The sequence below is a fragment of the Gabonia massiliensis genome, assembly GCF_001403595.1.
In the GTDB taxonomy this organism is placed as follows: domain Bacteria; phylum Bacteroidota; class Bacteroidia; order Bacteroidales; family Coprobacteraceae; genus Coprobacter; species Coprobacter secundus.
Window position 1 is genome coordinate 423,407 of sequence record NZ_LN877939.1, and the last position, 20,411, is coordinate 443,817.

12 protein-coding genes and 1 pseudogene are annotated in these 20,411 nt (G+C 34.7%); 6 read left to right on the forward strand and 7 right to left on the reverse strand.

Annotated features, from left to right (window positions below):
- Positions 1 to 193: 193 nt before the first annotated feature.
- The 7 genes from cas6 to BN2628_RS06645 all read right to left on the reverse strand — a co-directional run bounded on the left by cas6 (position 194) and on the right by BN2628_RS06645 (position 9,179).
- Entirely contained in the window at positions 194 to 982 is a 789-nt protein-coding gene (gene cas6 / locus BN2628_RS06615; protein WP_044229508.1) for a CRISPR-associated endoribonuclease Cas6, read from the reverse strand.
- 74 nt (positions 983 to 1,056) lie between these two features.
- A complete protein-coding gene (locus tag BN2628_RS06620; RefSeq protein WP_055096569.1) occupies positions 1,057 to 2,646 on the reverse strand; it encodes an RluA family pseudouridine synthase in 1,590 nt (529 codons plus the stop codon).
- 402 nt (positions 2,647 to 3,048) lie between these two features.
- Complete coding sequence (locus BN2628_RS06625; protein ID WP_052431543.1) at positions 3,049 to 3,420, reverse strand: 2-amino-4-hydroxy-6-hydroxymethyldihydropteridine diphosphokinase; 372 nt, start codon at positions 3,418 to 3,420, stop codon at positions 3,049 to 3,051.
- A gap of 8 nt (positions 3,421 to 3,428) precedes the next feature.
- Positions 3,429 to 5,555, reverse strand: coding sequence for a Tex family protein (locus BN2628_RS06630; RefSeq protein ID WP_044229505.1), 2,127 nt, complete (start codon positions 5,553 to 5,555; stop codon positions 3,429 to 3,431).
- Positions 5,539 to 6,990 (reverse strand): ATP-binding cassette domain-containing protein, encoded by a 1,452-nt coding sequence (locus BN2628_RS06635; protein ID WP_055096571.1) that lies wholly within the window; start codon positions 6,988 to 6,990, stop codon positions 5,539 to 5,541. The genes BN2628_RS06630 and BN2628_RS06635 overlap by 17 nt, the downstream gene beginning before the upstream one ends.
- Positions 6,991 to 7,027: 37 nt before the next feature.
- Complete coding sequence (locus tag BN2628_RS06640; RefSeq protein ID WP_052431541.1) at positions 7,028 to 7,981, reverse strand: substrate-binding domain-containing protein; 954 nt, start codon at positions 7,979 to 7,981, stop codon at positions 7,028 to 7,030.
- A gap of 7 nt (positions 7,982 to 7,988) precedes the next feature.
- A complete protein-coding gene (locus BN2628_RS06645; protein ID WP_044229579.1) occupies positions 7,989 to 9,179 on the reverse strand; it encodes a metallophosphoesterase in 1,191 nt (396 codons plus the stop codon).
- Between the two features lie 302 nt (positions 9,180 to 9,481).
- Here BN2628_RS06645 and BN2628_RS06650 point away from each other — a divergent pair, with 302 nt between their 5' ends.
- From BN2628_RS06650 to BN2628_RS17790, 6 genes and pseudogenes are all read left to right on the forward strand, one after another.
- Positions 9,482 to 10,900 carry a methyltransferase RsmF C-terminal domain-like protein gene (locus BN2628_RS06650; RefSeq protein ID WP_044229502.1) on the forward strand — a complete coding sequence of 473 codons (1,419 nt, stop codon included), beginning with the start codon at positions 9,482 to 9,484 and terminating at the stop codon, positions 10,898 to 10,900.
- 293 nt (positions 10,901 to 11,193) lie between these two features.
- On the forward strand, positions 11,194 to 11,640 hold the full coding sequence (locus BN2628_RS06655; RefSeq protein ID WP_044229577.1) for a NanQ anomerase/TabA/YiaL family protein: 447 nt from the start codon (positions 11,194 to 11,196) through the stop codon (positions 11,638 to 11,640).
- A gap of 81 nt (positions 11,641 to 11,721) precedes the next feature.
- Positions 11,722 to 13,749, forward strand: coding sequence for an alpha amylase C-terminal domain-containing protein (locus BN2628_RS06660; RefSeq protein WP_044229500.1), 2,028 nt, complete (start codon positions 11,722 to 11,724; stop codon positions 13,747 to 13,749).
- 906 nt (positions 13,750 to 14,655) lie between these two features.
- Entirely contained in the window at positions 14,656 to 17,535 is a 2,880-nt protein-coding gene (locus tag BN2628_RS06665; protein ID WP_044229497.1) for a calcium-translocating P-type ATPase, PMCA-type, read from the forward strand.
- A gap of 13 nt (positions 17,536 to 17,548) precedes the next feature.
- Positions 17,549 to 20,011 (forward strand): hybrid sensor histidine kinase/response regulator, encoded by a 2,463-nt coding sequence (locus tag BN2628_RS06670; protein ID WP_052431540.1) that lies wholly within the window; start codon positions 17,549 to 17,551, stop codon positions 20,009 to 20,011.
- 110 nt (positions 20,012 to 20,121) lie between these two features.
- Positions 20,122 to 20,355: pseudogene (locus tag BN2628_RS17790) on the forward strand (response regulator); the annotation flags it as partial.
- Positions 20,356 to 20,411: the final 56 nt, after the last annotated feature.

The following is a 20,411-nucleotide window of genomic DNA, read 5'->3' on the forward strand; positions in this document are numbered from 1 at the left end:
ATCTACTATACGATAAAACTCTTTTTTAAACATATAAATAATATACTTTAATAATAAAAATTTCTATTCGGCTTATAATATTCCTACTTTTGCAAAAGATTAAAGTATTTTTTATAGAATCGACATTTCACTTGTAATAGAATCAAGTTAGAAAAGAGACTATTTTAATCTTACTTTACAGAATCCCCCGATTTTATTTCAATTTTGGGGGTATTTCCTTCAACATACCAAAGCCGAGACTTCCTTTTTCCCCTAACCCGCAATTGTAAACGATGTGCATAAGGGGCTCGGGTAAGTGTATCTTAAACCTATAATTATATCCTCTGACAAAGGTCTGCTCAGGTGTATCGGATTTCATTTTCACCAATACTGAACGAGGCGTATTCAGCAATTTAAAATTACAAAACAGGGGCCCGGTATAAGACTCTCCATTATAAGCTTTATAACGAGCCAACACTCCGGTAATAATCGCACGTTCATAATCCTGATGATCGGGGGACAAATACTCTGTCCTTACTTCAGCTCCTCTACGCGATATACATACAGGAGAAAGTGTTTCGAAAAACATCTCCTCTTTATATTGTAATGATGGAAGAATTTCTATACTCCGAACCATAAATTCTACGATACTTCGTTTATCACCAACTTGCATTTTTTGAAATTGAAATACACCTTCAATAAACTGACGTGTGCTTTTTTCCGGTAAAAAGGCTATATACCAATCAATTTCATCCGATAAAATATTCAATCTCTGATTCTCTTTATCGATTTCATATCGAGGTATAACAAACCGAGAAAAAGTAAATAACTTAAATCTCTTATGGTCTGCTTCAAAACCATTTCCATGTAACCACGAAGAATAATCAACATTCGATTTAGAAAGAATACGATACACGGCAGATGACAATTCATACATATAATTCAATGGTAATGAACGTCCGAATGCCCGACTATTTACTTGTAAAGTTATTTTGAATCTCATTTTCTTATTTTGAATATTATTCAGATATTCTCAAATTTATAAAATAATTTTCAAAATATAACAATTGTAAAAACTTAAAATGAAGGAGATTTTTCCACTCGAATTATTTCGGAAGAAATTGGATGTTCGAATTCGAGATATTCGGCATGTAAATATAACCGGTCAGATTCTCTGCCATACAAGCGGTCTCCTACTATCGGACAATTGAGACCTTGGGAGTGAGCTGCGTGTACCCGCAATTGGTGGGTCCGTCCGGTTACCGGATAAAAAGCGATACGGGTACGATTTCGGGAACGGTCAAGAACTTCGTATCGCGTTATTGCGGGTTTCCCATATTCCCAACTGACCATTTGCCTCGGCCGATCGTCGGGATTTACACATATAGGTAAGTTTATGATGCCTTCGTCATACGGAACAATACCATCCAACAAAGCAACATATCTCTTTTTTATCGTTCTTTTTTTAAACTGGGCTTGTAAATTCTGGTGTACTTCTTTGGTCTTCGCAATAAGTAACAGCCCTGAAGTCGACATATCGAGCCGATGCACAATCATGGGCCCCGTCGCAGCGGGATACCGTTCTCGTATCCGTCGAAAAACTGAGTCTGCATTATTTTTTCCGGGTACAGAAAGCCATCCTTCGGGTTTATTTATAACAAGCAGATATTCATCTTCATACACGATTTCCAGTTCAGTTCCAACTCCACATACATTCGACAAGGGATTCGGCTCTACATTCAAGCCTTGTAACATATATTTTAATATCGGTCCACATTTTCCTTTGCACGAGGGATAAAAATACCCATGACGCCGTATCTCAGTTTTAGGAGAATCACCCCACCAAAACTCTGCCATCGCAACAGGTTCCAAATGATTTAAATATGCATATTGCAATAACTTAGGTGCTGCACACTCCCCCGCTCCAGCTGGCGGAATTTTGTGGACTTCTTCTTCAAAAATAGTACATAAATCTTTTATTTCCCCCCGGGCATTGAGTATTTTAAACTGAGCAAATAGTTGCTGCTGCAAAGTTGCCGACCGTCTCTTCCTTTCTACTTTAAGTTTTTCTATTTCCTTTTCATATATATCTACACGCTCATATAAATCTGAGATTCTTTTTTTCCAATATCTTTCCAATCTTTTATATTCTGCTTTCTGATATTGACTTTCGCGTACCATCTCCCGCAATTCTGCTTCTTCCGGATAGACGCTTCGCCTAATTTCGCGCTTCTTTTTTGCTTCTATTAAAGAAACTTTAGCATCATTCAATAATTGAAATGAATAAGTTTTCTCTTTCTCCAATAAATTTTTGTACTCCTGATAATAAACATCAGCCCTAATCTGCTCAATTTTAGCATTAATAGTGGATATTTTTTCCTCTTCTATTTTAAAAAATCCATTTGGTTGTAACAAATCATATATTGGAGGAACAAAATACGAATGTCTATAACTCCCCGCCAAAGTTCCTGAAAATGAAGCCAAATACCCAATTCCGCCAGTATCTGTTCGTACAACTAATACTCCAAACATTTTACCTCGATTCAACTCCTCTGCCCACAATATATGTGATTTTATATATTCTTGCAATTCATTAGCAGCCTCTATGCANGTGAACCTTTCCGGCAAAGCTATATGAGAAATTCTTTTTGTAAATGAATGAAACATTACGGCATCTTTTAAAATGGTAAAAATACATAAATTAAAAGACAGTTTCAAAAACAAATCTATTCGAAAGATTGTGGAATCATCAACTTTACCAAATAAAAAATTATAATTTTCAAAACTAATTTTTCATTTTCTTAAAATATTTATCTTTTTAAATCGTCTATCCAAAGAACAAACAAATAGATAAAAATAGGATTTTTACATCTAATCGTACTGGATATGATAAATTAAATAAAAGAACTTTTTTTCAAATTATTAAAATACAAAAGAATATATTATCTGTCAACCTTATTTATATAAAAACAATAAAACAATTCATACTCTTAAACTATTCCTATTTCATAAAAAATCACAGTTTAGAATATCACTTAAAAATTCAGATTTAAAAGAAAATAAACAACCTTATTTCAATTCCAACAAACCTATTTGCATATAATCCTGGACCATATCACGAGGACGTTTGACCTCATCATTCCAAACAATAATATCGATATCAAGAGGTACCTCTCCGGAAAGTTTTGATTGAGGGAAACGACCAGCAGCTTTTTCCATCGCTTTAAAATGTTGATATAATCGGTCATAATCCCATTCGGTTTCAATAATTCCTACACAATTTTGATAATTAGGCTGAGGAATACTGCTCACAGGCACTGTTTCATAACAAGATGAAAAACGGGCAGATACAGCCATAGCAGCTATCTCCATACAACTCTTTTTCAACAAGAGCAATCCGCCTTTTACATTTGATCCTAATCCTATAATCGCTTTGTTCATATCTGTTTTTATATATCTTTCATCGACAATTGCACTCTCTTTCTTTCTAAATCTATACCAATTACTTTGACTGTCACATGCTGATGCAAAGAAATTATTTCTGTGGGATCAGAAATATATTTATTGGCTAATTGAGAGATATGCACCAACCCATTTTCTTTGATACCTATATCCACAAAACATCCAAAATTAGTAATATTCGTTACTATACCTGGCAATACCTGTCCGTCCTTTAAATCCTCAATCGTTCTCACTGTTGGATCAAATTCAAACACCTTTACTGTTTGCCGCGGATCTCTCCCCGGCTTATCAAGCTCACTTATAATATCATTTATGGTAAGCATCCCTACTGTACCAGACATATAATCTTCAAGATGAAGCTTTTTCTTTAAATCCTTATTCTCTATCAATTCACGTACAGTACAGTTCAAATCTTTTGCCATATGTTCTACAACTGCATAACTTTCCGGATGCACTGCTGAATTATCTAAAGGGTTTTCCGCTCCCGGTATACGCAAAAAACCTGCTGATTGTTCGAAAGCTTTTTCTCCCATACGAGGTACTTTCATCAATTGTTTTCTCTGAGTAAATGCCCCATTCTTCTGACGATAATCAACAATATTCTGAGCCAACTGCGGTCCTAACCCGGAAACATAAGTAAGTAAATGCTTACTAGCCGTATTTACATTTACTCCCACCTGATTGACACAATTTTCTACTGTTTGATCAAGTGCTCTTTTCAATTTCATCTGGTCAACGTCGTGCTGATACTGTCCTACTCCTATAGATTTAGGATCTATTTTCACCAATTCAGCAAGTGGATCCATTAAGCGACGGCCGATAGAAACCGCCCCCCTAACGGTAACATCATAATTAGGAAATTCTTCTCGAGCAACTTTTGATGCCGAATAAATAGATGCTCCATTTTCACTAACGATAAATACCTGTAATTTACGGTCATATCGCAAATTAGCTATAAATCGTTCTGTCTCTCGACTGGCTGTGCCATTCCCAATGGCAATAGCTTGTATATTATAAGCCTCAACCAATTTAGTAACTTTCCGAGAAGCCCCTACCACATCCTGTTTAGGAGGATGTGGGTAAATTGTCTCATTATGCAAAAGATTCCCTTGTTCATCAAGGCAAACTAATTTGCATCCGGTTCTATATCCGGGATCAATACCCATAACCCTTTTCTGTCCCAACGGAGCAGCCAATAATAATTGTCGAAGATTTTCGGTAAATACCCGTATAGCCTCATCATCTGCCTGTTCCTTCGACAATGCGGCAAACTCCGTTTCTATCGAGGGTTTAAGCAAACGTTTATATCCGTCACGCACCGCCTCGTTTACTTGTGCTGCGGATGCTGTTGCATTCTTTACGAACAGACCTTCGAGCCGCTCAATACAAAGTTCACTATCCGGTTCGATAGAAACTTTCAGAAACCCTTCAGATTCACCCCTCCTGACAGCCAATAGCCTATGTGAGGAACATCGACGCAAAGGTTCACTCCAATCAAAATAATCACGGTATTTAGCAGCCTCTTCCTCTTTACCTTTCACCACATGAGAAGATATAATAGCTCCTTTTCTAAAAATAGAGCGAACCATGTTACGGGCACGTTCATTCTCGCTTATCCATTCAGCTATTATATCTCGAGCACCTTTTAATGCTTCTTCCGTATCAGCAACATCATTTTTGACAAAAGCTTGAGCCCTTATATCTAAATTATTCTCGGTTTGTATCATCAGGATTTTTGCCAAAGGCTCCAAACCCTTTTCACGAGCTACCTCAGCACGAGTACGCCTTTTAGGTTTATACGGCAAATAAATATCTTCAATCTCCATCGCATCCCAAGAATTTTCGAGACGAGTTCGTAAATCAGGAGTTAATTTGCCCTGCTCATCAATTGTAGTAATTATAGTCTGCTTTCTTTTTTCCAGTTCCCGTAATTTGTCATACTGCTCTTTAATATTACCAATCTGAACCTCATCAAGAGCTCCAGTTACTTCCTTTCGGTAACGACTAATAAAGGGTATAGTTGCCCCCTCATCAAGAAGTCGAATTGTATTTTCAACTTGTTTCTCGGAAATATTTAAAGCCGAAGAAACAATTTTATTAAATAGTATACTCATATTCTTTTGCACACATGTTATTTAGTATTATATGATTCTGTGCCATGCCGATTTCATCGTCATGATGTGTCACATAAAGAAGTGTCGTTTCATGTTCTTGATGCCACACTTTTATCATATTCATAATATCTTCTTTAAGTGTCTGACTCAACCCGGTAAAAGGCTCGTCCAACAAAATTATAGAAGCAGGATATAAAAAAGTTCGTATCAATGCTACTCTTTGCTGCTCTCCACCACTTAATGTCTCCGGCATACAATGGGCTTTATCTTCAATTCCCATACGTTCCAAAGCCGATACAGCTAAATCCGTAGCTTCCATTATACTCATATATCTAGACAATGGCCATAGTATATTTTGCAATACAGTTAATTGTGACACAAAAACAGGTTTCTGAAATAAATATGAAACATTGTTCCCCGGCCTTTCTATAATGCCAGATTGAGGTGCTTCAAGACCAGCAATCATACGCAACAAAGTAGTCTTTCCACAACCAGAAGGACCTGTTATACAAGTTATTTTTCCTCGAGGAATTTTTAAAGACAAATTTCGAAATACTACATGATTACCATATCCTTTCGTAACGTTCTTAAAAGACACATACGCAACAAATTTATTACTTCGAACAGGAACTCCAGAAAAATGAAAGGGAAACTCCTTTTTACTCAAAAAACGCAATATTTGTTCTATACAATAACTCAAAAATACAGCAACCAACGTCCATGCTATAAGTACTGGTATCTCGATAAATCCATGAGCTTCTTTTAAAGAAACACCGATACCCCATTGTGGTTGTGCTAATACCTCTCCTATAATAATAGCTTTCCACCCCAATCCAGAAGCAGAAATAAGCCCACTAAACAAATATGGTTTTAATGATGGATAATAAAAATATTTCACACGCATGATAACAGGTATACGATAAAGCGCCATCATTTCTCGTATTTGTATATCAAAATTTTCATAGCCAGCAATCAAATTCTCTGTGACTATAGGAATCATCGTTATCAATGCCATAACAAAAGGTATCTGCTCCGGGCGAAGCCAAATAAGCAACAACAGTATAATAGATATGATAGGAGTCGCTCGGAATATTGAAAGAAAAGGCTGAATATATGATTTAAAAAACAGATTATGGGCCATCGGATAAGCTAATGCAAAAGAAATAAATAAAGCAATAACCATACCTGATATCCCTCTTATCAGAGTAACATATATATCTGTCCAAAAATCAAAATAAAAAAATAATCCCGAAATTGCCGAGAACAAATCGGGAATACCAGGAAATAACAACGAATTATCTAAATAAAGAGCAAGGATTTCCCATAAGCCCAACAAAGTAAGAATCGAAAACACTATTGCAACATGCTTGCAGTATCCCCCAAACGACAATGGCCAGTATCTATTCTGCACATTCGTTTCCTTGTGGTTTTGCATTCGCCTATTAAAAACGTTTATCCGCATAAGGTCAGGTCTAATGATAAATTATAAATTCCTTATCCGGAATTTTTCCTCCAATTGACTTCGGTTGGTAAAGATATAGTAAATTCATTAAATCTGCTATATCTTCACATATAAAAGATGCCGGTCTATAAATTATACGACAATGTCGTATCAACGATTTTACTCCAACCGTATCTGATATCAATTTTTTCTCGACCAATCTATTTACTAAATCGGGAGAATACTCATTAATATTTACTGTACATTCTTTAAATAAGCTGTCGAGACTACGTATAAGAACTGTATCATCTCTCAACCCATTTCGTAAAAGGACTGCGGTTTGAGGAAAGCCTCCTGGAGAAAATAACTCCGCTAAATCATAGCGTATATACAAAGAACTATCTTTATGCAATGACATAGAGACAAAAGGCTCTGGTAAAACTGCATCTGTAACTATCCCACCCCATAACCCTCGAACAATCTCCTGAGGAGTGTTATAAGTATATACAATATGATAATTTTTTACAGAAATCAATGATTCTTGACACTGAAGGTAACGAGTAATCAAATCAGGAGTACTTCCTTGTCCGAATATATACACCTCTTTCTTGTCTGCCGATAGAGTACCTTTTTTCGATATCCAAAATAAGTTTCCCCACACCGGACAACCTAATAAAGAATAGTCCACCCCTTTATTATACAAGTTAGCAGCTAAGGCCATAGGTAGCACCGCGATGTCGACCATTCCTTGAGTCATCAATGCTTGTATCTGTGCCGGGGAATCATACAAATCAACATCTAATAATTTATCTTGCAGATATCTACCGCTGTCAGACAACGATATAAAAGCCATTGCAGAGGGCCCTTTCAACAAAGCTATCCGCAAACTACTTGTTGAGGTCTTATCATTTTTCTGCCAACAACCTCCGATTATTACAGTTAAAGTTAAACAAATAACAGGAATCAAACATACGATTCTCCTCATCTTGTATCTATTTACTTTTCAAAGTTAGCACTGTAATCTCAGGTCTTGCACCTATTCTCATCGGATAGAAAACACAACCAATCCCTTCATTCACATACAAATACTGATTACTCTCTCGATATAAGCCACTCCAACGCGGATAACGTAAAGATGAAGGTGATACTTGCCAACGACCAATTTTCACTTTCATCTGCATAGCATGAGTATGACCGGAAAGAGATAAATCAATATTAGTTTCAGGAACAACCTCCTTATCCCAATGAATAGGATTATGAGTAAGCAGAATTTTATAATTATTATCATTAAGATTTGTATAAGCTACCTTAAGATTACCATATTGTGGGAAAGGCGGCTCACCCCAATTTTCCACACCAATCAATGCAATAGAATCATTTCCCCTAAAAATAAAAGTGGATGCATTATTAAGCATCTTCCATCCTGCATCGGTTTGCATACGTTTAATATCCGATAAATTTTTTATTTTTTGCTCCGGAGTATTCCAATTTACATAATCACCATAATCATGATTTCCCATGATTGACCAAACTCCATCTCCTGCTTGAAAACGTGATAATACAGTAGTAAAAGCATCGGCCTCATCGGCTCTTCGAGATACCAAATCTCCTGTGAAAACAATCATATCTGGACGTAATCCATTCACTTGGTTTACAATCTGTGATACAAATGCCGTATCGGTACCAAAACTACTTAAATGCAAATCTGAAATCTGAATTATACGATAACCATCAAAAGCTCCTGGCAACTTATCGGATACAACTTCGACTTCGTTTATAACAGGATGCAATCTCCCATAAAATGCACCGGACAACATTGTCACAAATGCAATAAAAGATATTACCAAAGCTACTTTTGAACCCCACCGAGTAATTTTATGCCTAAATAGTAATGGTAAATAATCAAATAAAGATATGACAAAGAAGATAAGCCGAGGCATATACAAAGCAAAATAGAGAAACAAAAACCAGAACAAGAGATAGTCCCACCGCTCATTATAACCGCTTTTAATGGCATTTACAGAAACCAATACCATTCCTAAAATAAGGACATTTGTTGTCCAAAAACTCCACTTCATCCACCGTCGGTTGCACCACGCACATATTACTCTATAATAAATATATAAATCGACTATATAGTTGATAAATATCAACATTAAAAATGTAAGAAGTTGTATTCTCATTTGCGTATTTTTATTTACTTGCAAAAGTAACAAAATAACAGATAAACGGCAAGTTAAGAATTTATGGGAGTATTCAATTTTTATAGATTCACTAAATATAAACATCTACACGGCAAGATAGCAAAATCAGTGAATCCGTTTTTCAAATAAGTAATTGAAAAATCATAAAACAAGATTAATAAAATATACGAATTTTCAAACCTATATATCAATATTTTATTACAAAGTTCATGTTCAAAACCACAGCTATTTTCTTTATTGCACTTTTTATCGTATTTTTGTTTAAAAAATAACGAAACAAAATGAATTTACCGAAAGCTTTCATCTCTCGAACACAAGATTTACTAAAAGATGAATATCCCGCATTTGAAAGAGCCCTATATGAAGAGAGCCCTATAAGCGTTCGACTAAATCCATCAAAAGCTCCCGGTATTTTAAATAAAAGTAAACAAGTACCATGGTCAATAAATGGTTTTTATTTAGATAAACGCCCCAATTTTACATTCGATCCTCTTTTTCATGCTGGAGTATACTATGTACAAGAAGCTTCATCTATGTTTCTTGGACATGTCATTCAACAATATATAAAAACTCCTGTTCGCTATCTTGACTTATGTGCTGCACCAGGAGGAAAAACGACAGATGCCATCTCTACATTACCCGAAGGAAGTTTAATAGTTAGCAATGAAATTTTAAAAAATCGTGCTCATGTTTTAGTAGAAAATGTTATAAAATGGGGAAACAGCCATTGTATTGTCACCAATAACAGCGCTGAAGACTTCAGTTTTTTTAAAAATTATTTTGATGTAATATTAACAGATGTCCCATGTTCTGGAGAAGGTATGTTTCGAAAAGATGCAGATGCCATAAATGAATGGTCTACTGCAAATGTTCAAAAATGTGTTGAACGCCAAAAAAAAATTTTACGTCATATCTGGGAAGCTTTACGTCCCGGAGGATTATTGATATATAGCACATGTACTTATAATGTAGAAGAGGATGAAGAAATGATTGAGTTCTTACATCAAAACTATGCCGCTGAAATCCTACCTGTCGAAACACTTCCTGATTGGTATATAAAAAAAGCTATTAAAGGAAATTTTCCCGTATACCGTTTTATGCCTCATATGACTAAAGGAGAAGGATTTTTTATGGCTGTCGTTCGTAAACCTGAAACATCAGAAAAAAGACATGAGAACTCTTTCTCTTATGATAGGCATAATTACAGAAAAAAAACAGAAAAAGACTCAAAAATATCTATTCTACCAGAAATAAAAACATGGATAAATCACCCTGAAACTTTTTATATATGGACATCTTCTGATAGAATTCAAGCATTCCCTCTACACTACAAAGATGATTTATGGTTATTATCTTCTCGCCTAAATATTTTGCACTCAGGTATCCCTTTATGTTATCTCAGAGGTAAAGATTATATTCCCGAACATGCTTTAGCCACATCCCTCGAACTCAATAGAAACGCATTTTATTGTATCGAAATAAGTCACTCTACCGCAATTACTTATCTAAAAAGAGAATCTATACAAATCTCCGGTAATATTCCTCGAGGTCATATATTAGTAACCTATCAGAATATTCCTTTAGGGTGGATAAAAAATATAGGAAACAGAACCAATAATCTATATCCTCAAGAATGGCGTATACGAAGTAAACACTTGCCAGACAAATTAATAAACATACCTTGGATAAAAAAACAATAACAAAAATCATTATTTATGCAAATAAACAAGAATTTATAAAGTTATTTCAAATCTCCCAAATAACTTAACTTACATACCAAAAATTCTATATACCTCGGCTATTTGTTATTATCTCTTAATAAGAGATACTCTTTCTATAAAAGAAATACAAACTCTTGTATTTTAAATCATTTATCATAACAGAAATAACAATTATTTTTTTTAAATTTGCAATGAATGGAGATATTTTTTATTGCAAGAAAATATCTCAATATTACAATAAAGATTCAATACATTTTTCAAACAATATTATTATGATTTTAGATTCTTTAAGCAATTCAGCCTCAATAGAGCAATTGCATCCATTATTTAAACAAGCCTTTGATTATCTTAAATCTACAGACTTTTCTAAAAAAGAAGCTGGGAAAATAGTTCTGGATGGAGACAATCTTTATATTTCGGTAGCTGAACCGACAGGAAAAAGTAAAGATGCAGCCAAATTAGAGACCCACAATCACTATATTGACATCCAAATGCCTCTAACTACGACAGAAACCATCGGGTGGAAGGCAGGAAAAAACTTAAAAAAAATATCACAGCCTTATAACGAAAAAAATGATATTACTTTCTTCGAAGATGAAGCTACGACTTTCATCAAAGTTTCTCCCGGAGAATTTGCTATTTTTTTCCCTGAAGACGGACATGCCCCCGGTATTGCCGAAGGAAAATTCAGAAAGGTCATTGTAAAAGTCCGGATTTAATAATAAATAAACAACAAATCGTGAAAAGTAAATATACGAGAGCTTTTCACGATTTTACTTATCAACTTAATCTTGTGTACTATGAAGCTTCTCAATCTAATAAAAAATGATCCATGGCTGGCCCCCTACAGCAGCGTTATAGAACGTCGGTATCAACAAGCAAACGATAAAGAAAAAGACCTGATACGAAGAGCTGAAACGCTCTCAGACTTTGCTACTGGATATCTTTATTTCGGATTGCATAAATTATCCGACGGATGGGTCATACGAGAATGGGCACCTAATGCAACCGAAATATATTTAATTGGGACATTCTCTGAATGGAAAGAGAAAGCAATGTATCGTTTCAAAAAATTAAAAAACGGGATCTGGGAAATAAAATTAAAATCCAATGAAATAAAACATCTCGACTTATATAAACTCTCGATGCATTGGAATGGCGGTCAAGGCGAACGTATTCCAGCTTGGGCAACACGAGTGGTTCAAGACGAAAAAAGCTATATTTTTTCGGCTCAAGTATGGGATCCCGAAAAAAAATACATCTTTAAAAAGAAAAAATTTACACCAAAAATATCCCCACTATTGATATATGAATGCCATATTGGAATGGCTCAAGAAGAAGAACGAGTAGGAACATATGACGAATTTAGGCGAAACGTTTTGCCTCGTATTGCTGCTGACGGCTACAATGCCATACAAATAATGGCTATACAAGAACATCCCTATTATGGGTCATTTGGTTATCATGTTTCAAGTTTTTTTGCTCCTTCTTCCAGATTTGGTACTCCAGAAGATCTTAAACACCTGATTGATGATGCCCACAATTTAGGAATCGCAGTAATAATGGATATAGTACATTCTCATGCCGTAAAAAACGAAGTTGAAGGATTAGGTCGATTTGACGGCTCATATGACCAATTTTTCTATGGAGACCACCGTCGAGAGCATCCTGCTTGGGACTCTTTATGTTTCGATTATGGGAAAAATGAAGTTATACATTTTCTTTTATCCAATTGCAAATACTGGCTGGAAGAATTCAAGTTCGACGGGTTCCGCTTTGACGGTGTTACATCAATGCTCTATTACAATCATGGATTGGGAAAAGCTTTTTGTAATTATAATGATTATTATGATGGAGGACAAGATGAAAATGCAATCACATATCTAACCCTTGCAAATAAACTGATACACGAAGTAAATCCTAATGCAATTACAATTGCAGAAGAAATGAGTGGTATGCCGGGATTGGCAGTGAAAATTGAAGATGGAGGAATGGGGTTTGACTATCGCATGGCCATGGGTATACCTGATTTCTGGATAAAAACAATTAAAGAAAAAAAAGACGAAGACTGGAAACCTGCAGCCATTTTCTGGGAAGTTACCAACAGACGTTCTGATGAGAAAACAATAAATTATGCGGAAAGCCATGATCAAGCATTGGTAGGAGATAAAACTATTATTTTTAGACTTATCGATGACCAAATGTATTGGCACATGATGAAAAACGATATAAACTATACTGTAGATCGAGGTATTGCTTTACACAAAATGATACGTTTAATTACTTTATCTACTATCAATGGAGGATATTTGAATTTTATGGGTAATGAATTTGGCCATCCGGAATGGATTGACTTCCCTAGAGAGGGAAACGGTTGGTCATATAAATATGCCCGTAGACAATGGAGCCTGGTAGACCGAGAAGACCTAAAATACAGTTATTTGGGTAAATTCGATGCTGATATGATTTCTCTCATCAAGAATGAACATAATTTCGAGAAATCACTTATCGATAAATTATGGGATAATGAAGGTGACCAAATTCTTGCATTCAAACGTAAAGATCTCATATTCGTTTTTAATTTTCATCCTAACAAATCATTTACCGACTATGGAATATTAGCCCCTAAAGGAGAATACAAAACTATATTAAATACCGATTCTCCTGAATATGGGGGATATGGTCTAATAGATGAATCTATTCCTCACTTTACCAATTTTGATCCACTATACAAAAAAGATAAAAAAGAATGGCTCAAATTATATATTCCTGCACGCTCGGCAATGGTATTACGACTGATAAGACCGACCAAATCTGGCAAAAAATAACAACTATTTGATAAAAAAATTAAATAACACGCACTATGTTTTTCTGATGTTATTATCACATTTAAGGGCTTTTAACCTATATTAAGCGTATAATATACACACAAAAACATATTATAAAACATACAAATTTATTTTGAGAGAACAAAAAAAAGAGGCTACTTTGCAAGCATTAACCTAAAACAATCTTTTTTACCTTAAAAATTAATACCTATTGAAAACCTATAAAAGGGAGCTTTTGAGAAAAAGCTCCTTTTTAACTTTATAACGAAAGGAACATATCAATATTACATCACAATAATAAAAAATATGAATTCATCTAATCATCCCAAAATAGTTTTTAAAATAAAATAGTTCTATTTTTATAAAAAATACAACCTAATGAGAATAAGTCATAAATCCAATGTACTATTTTTTCTTCACAAATTTGGAATAGGAAATATCCGAGAATCTTATTTATCTCAAATCAGGACATACACACCCAGTCCGCAGCAAATTAACATCCAAATTAAATGAATATCACAAATAAAATAATTTCGAGGAAATACGTCATTATTCTCAGATATGACTTTTACATTAATAGACATACATCAGAAATACAAAAATTAGATTTTTCACATAAATACTCAGACCAATATCCGTTTCCTATTACAACACATAATAAACAAGACTCCGAATACATAGGATAAATATTCAATAATATTGATAGTTCTTTATTTCTACATCAAAAATTATGTTAAAATGTTATATTTTCTTACAAATATTTCGACATTTCTCAATATGAAACACAATTATTGATTTTTAAATATAAATTATTCGCTATTATATATATCTTCGTCACACAAATGAAAATAATTAGGAGTACTCTTAACTATTTTCATTTTCTTGTCAGACTTAACACAAAATATAATGGAACAAAAAAAGCATTACTCGGGCCTGACAGATGCCCAGGTATTGAAAAGCCGGGAAGAATACGGCTCTAATTTACTTACTCCCCCAGTTAAAACTCCACTTTGGAAACTATTTATCGAAAAATTTGCAGACCCCATTGTACGCATATTGCTTATTGCAGCATTGCTCTCCTTGGGAATATCTTTCATTCATAATGAATATGCCGAAACTATAGGTATTTTTTGTGCCATATTTTTAGCGACGGGTGTATCATTTTGGTTTGAAATGGATGCAAATAAAAAATTCGATATACTCAATCAGGTAAATGATGATATAATGATTAAAGTTTACCGAAACGGAAACATTACAGAAGTACCTCGCAAAGATATTGTTGTTGGCGATATTGTATTACTCGAAACTGGAGAGGAGGTTCCTGCAGACGGCGAACTACTTGAAGCCCTTTCATTACAAATAGACGAATCGTGCCTTACAGGAGAACTCATGATAGACAAGACTACGAACCCTGATGATTTCGATAAAGATGCTACCTATCCGTCAAACTGGGTCATGCGTGGAACTAAAGTTTTGGATGGTCATGGTATAATGGAAGTAAAACAAGTCGGAGATCAGACCCAATATGGACAAGTTGCTCAAAAATCTACCGAAATCAACGAAGAAGAAACACCTCTCAATCTACAATTAAATGGGTTAGCTCAATTCATTGGTGTCATTGGTTTTGCTCTTGCTATCTTAACTTTCAGTGCCTTATTTATAAAAGATCTCATCCAGAACCCTATTTCATTAGGACAACTCGGATTATTAGGCGCTGCAATATTAGGACTTATCGTTGCATTATCAAAAGTCTGGATTCCTATTCTTTATGATGCGTTTGATTTAGCAGGAAAGAAAAAAAGGATTCCTGCCTCAGTCTCTAAAAAAGGATGGTTCACGTGGTTCATTTACGGAATGATAGTTTTCATTGTATGTTGTGCCATAGGTTATCCATTCGGAGTAAACGCCTTACAAACCGATGCATGGATTTCTATCGAGACAGCAAACCGAGTTCTTCAATATTTTATGATTGCTGTAACGCTTATCGTGGTAGCTGTTCCTGAAGGTTTGCCTATGAGTGTAACTCTCAGTTTAGCTCTGAGCATGCGTCGTATGTTACAAACGAACAATCTTGTACGTAAAATGCATGCTTGTGAAACAATGGGTGCTACAACAGTTATCTGTACCGATAAAACAGGAACTTTGACCCAAAACCAAATGCAAGTGCATCAAACCAACTTCTACGGACTAACAGCAAGCCAATCTCTCGATGATTCAGAAGAAAGTAAATTAATTAAGGAAGGTATTGCTGTCAACTCCACAGCATTTTTAGACTACACTGACCCCCAAAAAGTAAAATCTTTGGGAAATCCAACTGAAGCGGCACTTTTACTATGGTTACATAAGAATAATATCGAATATACACTGTTACGAGAAAATGCTTCAGTAATAGAACAGCTCACGTTCACTACCGAGCGAAAATACATGGCAACTTTAGTACATTCTCCTCTTTTAAAGAAAAAAATTTTATATGTAAAGGGTGCCCCAGAAATTGTACTCTCAAAATGTCGTGAAATAAAAACCTTTGAAGGGTATCAACCAATAAACGAATATCGAAAACAGATTGAAAAACAGCTATTAGACTATCAGAATCAAGCAATGCGAACATTAGGTTTTGCTTATAAAGTTATAGAAGACACTCCTAATGTCTCCATACAGGAATTAGTAGAAAGCGGCCTCACCTTTTTGGGAATAGTTGCAATTTCTGATCCTGTACGTACAGATGTCCCTGATGCTGTCGCAGAATGTTTAAATGCTGGTATAGATGTAAAAATAGTAACTGGAGACACACCTGGAACAGCCAAAGAAATAGCCAGACAAATAGGAACATGGAAACCTGAAGACAACGAAGAAAACATTATTACTGGAATCGACTTTGAAGCATTGCCAGATGATGTCGCATTCGAACGAGTAAAAAAACTAAAAGTTATGTGCCGAGCCCGACCAACAGATAAACAACGATTGGTGCAATTACTGCAACAGGGTGGTGCTATCGTAGCTGTTACCGGGGACGGAACAAACGATGCACCAGCATTAAACCATGCACATGTAGGACTTTCTATGGGTTCAGGGACATCTGTTGCTAAAGAAGCCAGTGACATCACTTTACTCGACGATTCGTTCAAAAGTATTGCGACAGCTGTCATGTGGGGACGTTCTCTATACCAAAATATACAACGATTTCTACTATTCCAACTTACAATTAATGTAGTAGCTCTGATTATTGTATTTTTGGGATCTTTATTAGGTCATGAATTACCCTTAACCGTTACTCAGATGTTGTGGGTTAATCTAATCATGGATACTTTTGCTGCCGGAGCTCTCGCGTCTTTACCACCTAATAAAGATGTAATGAAAGATAAACCCCGTCGTAACAACGATTTTATCATTACACGTGCTATGCGATCGAATATTTTATTCGTAGGAATATCATTTGTTATCCTTTTATTAGGGCTATTATTCATTTTCCCAACAGACGTAAATGGAAATATCAGCAGGTACGATTTATCTTGCTTTTTTACTATATTCGTAATGCTCCAATTTTGGAATCTATTCAATGCAAAAGCATTTGCCACAGGCAAATCAGCCTTTAATGGGTTAACTCATGATGGAGGATTCTTGTCTGTTGCTTTAGTTATCCTTATAGGACAAATATTGATTGTGTCTTTTGGTGGTGATGTATTCAGAACAGAACCTATCAGCTTAAAAGATTGGGGCATCATCATTGGTGGGACTTCCATAGTTTTATGGATAGGTGAAATCATCAGATTGATAAAAAGGAAATAAGACATAAAAAAATGTGAAAAATACTCGTACTGATATAAGTATCAAAAAAGTAGCAACCAGTTATTTTCTACTGGTTGCTTTACTTCTCTCTTCCTTTTATTTTATTGGAAGAGAAATAGCTTTGCTCACTACCCCCAATCCTTACGAAACCGAACTAATGGTGAAGCGAAAAGCAATAAATAGAACATTAAATTATCTTTATCAAACAGATGCCATTGGTCAAACACTCATTATAGGAAGAAAAAATGACTTCCCTCGATACCAAAAATCTCTTACGACAGCATTAGCAGCACTCGATACACTAAAATCTACTGCAACGGACTCTGTACAAATAAACAGGATAGATAGCGTAAATACGCTTTTACGGCAAAAAAGCAAAAATGTCATCAATTTACTTAAAGCTTTGCACTCTACACAAAATAATGAAATCTACGAAAAGAACTTAGACTTAATCATTGCACAACAAGACTCTTTACTACAAAGACAACATGAGCAATACCAAATAATGAAAAAACAAGACTCTTTATTAAAAAAACAAAGGCCAAAAAGATTTCTTAAAAGACTTGCTGACGCCTTTAGTGGAGATAAAGATGATATTACTGTTACAAATAATACTGATTCTTTAAGAAAATATATTCCTATTGACAGTATTGTTACTGTGTCACAAAATTTGAGAACCGAAATTGACGATAGCCGTGAGAATTTAAGAGAAAAAGTCTCAATCCAAAGTAATAGACTATGGAGAAACAACCAAACTCTAAATGCAAAAATAGACCAAATCATACGAGATTATGAACAAGAAGAACTATCAGTATCCTTACACGAAATAAAAAAGCAACAAGCTATACGGCAACAAGCTGTGTATGTATTAGGTTGTATAGCCGCTGCAGCAGTAATTCTTGCTCTAGCTTTCTTAATCATTATTGGACGTGACCTTACCAGAAGTCATCGTTATCGAAAAGAACTTGAAGAAGCAAATAAAAAAGCTGAAGAACTATTACGTTCAAGAGAAAAATTAATGTTGACCATAACTCACGATTTCAAAGCTCCTCTAAGCTCTGTAATCGGTTATAGTGACCTACTCGAACGCCTTATACAAGACGAGCGTCAGCAATTCTACTTACAAAATATGAAGCAATCATCCCAACATTTGCTTTCATTAGTAAACAATCTCCTTGATTTTTACAGGTTGGATTCAAATAAGGCAGAAGTCCAACATTTGTCCTTTATTCCACTCCAACTATTCGAAGAAATAAAAAATCGCTTTATTCCAATCGCAACACAAAAAGGATTAAAACTTGAGTATAAAGCAGGAGATGAACTTGAAAAAAATTATATAGGTGATCCATTGCGAATTACACAAATCGCTAATAACTTACTTTCAAATGCTATAAAATTTACTACACAAGGAAAAATATCTTTAGAAGTAAACATACAAAATAAAATATTATCTTTTTCTATCGCAGATACTGGTTGCGGTATGACCCACGAAGAGCAAAATAAAATTTTCAAAGAATTTACTCGACTAAAAAGTGCTCAAGGAGAAGAAGGATTTGGATTAGGACTATCAATAGTACAAAAATTAGTAATTCTTCTCCAAGGCAATATTGATACGGAAAGTCAACAAGGGAAAGGCAGTAAATTTTCAGTAAAAATTCCTTTACAGACTACCAATTCCACTATAGCAACGACATCTATTACAAAAGATTTTTCAGATAAAAATTTACAAGTACTGCTTATTGATGATGACCGCATACAGCTTGAATTATTTACAGCTCAACTACAGCAAAAAGGGATTGTTGCAAAAGCTTGCTGGCAAGCAAATATCCTCTATAAAGAATTACGGGAAAATAAATATGATTTACTATTCACTGATGTACAAATGCCCGGCATCAATGGTTTTGATTTACTCAAATATTTAAGAAATTCGGATATTTCCCAAGGTCATACCATCCCTATTATAGCCGTTACAGCAAGAAGTGACATAAATGAAAGCTATTTTATCGAGAAAGGATTTGCCGGTTGTTTGCATAAACCTTTTTCGCTATCCGAAATGTCAGCAATTATAGAAAAAATCACAGGAATAACAATACAAAATAATAATGATACTATCTCGCCCAAAAATGAAAATGAAGAACCTGATTTCTCAATATTAACAGCTTTTTCTTCTGATGATATTGAAGCTTCTAAAGAAATTATTGAAACATTTATAAATGAAACTCAAAAAAATAAAGACCGGATAACAACCGCATATTCTCAAAAGAATGTAAATGAAATATCAACTGTTGCTCACAAAATGCTTCCTGTAATTACGATGATTGGTATACCTGAAATGCAAAAAATTCTTCTATCTTTGGAAAGACTTAAAAACAACACATTCAACGAAGATATCGATAAACAAACCACACATTTATTACACCTTATCGATAATCTTATAAATAATATCACAAAATATAAAAAACAAAACTATTGTTAAAATGAGAAGACGATTTTAGTAAAATATTTTACCTTTGTATATAACATATGAAATATGTGGAATAAATGAAGCGGATATTAATCGTTGAAGATGATACTACATACAGCCTGATGTTAAAAACCTGGCTAAAGAAAAAAGAATTTGAAGTCGAAACGGCAGGGAATATAAAGGATGCACAAAAAATCTTAAACAATTACCATATCGACCTAATTCTTTCAGATCTTCGTTTACCTGACCACGACGGTATCAGCCTTCTTGAATGGATGAATGTAAAAAAAAATCCTATTCCACTCATTATCATGACTGGATATGCAGAAATACAAACGGCTGTACAAGCTATGAAACTTGGAGCAAAAGATTACGTATCAAAACCAATCAATCCTGATGAACTCTTAAAAAA